The organism is Lysinibacillus sp. RU7 (genome assembly GCF_057837305.1).
This window is the reverse complement of sequence record NZ_JBYQFK010000247.1, coordinates 1-246: the sequence shown is the minus strand read 5'-3', so window position 1 is coordinate 246 and position 246 is coordinate 1. Positions and strand designations below refer to the sequence as shown.

The following is a 246-nucleotide window of genomic DNA, read 5'->3' as shown; positions in this document are numbered from 1 at the left end:
GGGGAAAGAAGGAGAGGAGGAAGAGGGGAAGGGGAAGGGAGGAGGGAAAAAAAAGGAGAAAAAGGAAAAGAAAGGGAAAGAAAGAAAAGGGGAGGGAGAGGGGGAAAGAGAGGGAAAAAAAAAGGGGGAAAGAGGGGAGGGAGAAGAGGAGAAAGGAAAGGGAGGAAGGGAGAGGAGGGGAAAAGAGAGAGGAAAGAAAGCGGGAAAACAGGCGCAGGCACAAAGTGGCGAACTCTATCTTCAAGA

The 246-nt window shown here is 50.4% G+C and carries 1 protein-coding gene; it reads left to right on the top strand.

Going from position 1 to position 246, the window contains the following annotated elements:
* Positions 1-246, top strand: a 246-nt coding sequence (locus AC3II9_RS22290; protein WP_489158939.1) for a hypothetical protein, incomplete at both ends; no start/stop codon positions are given.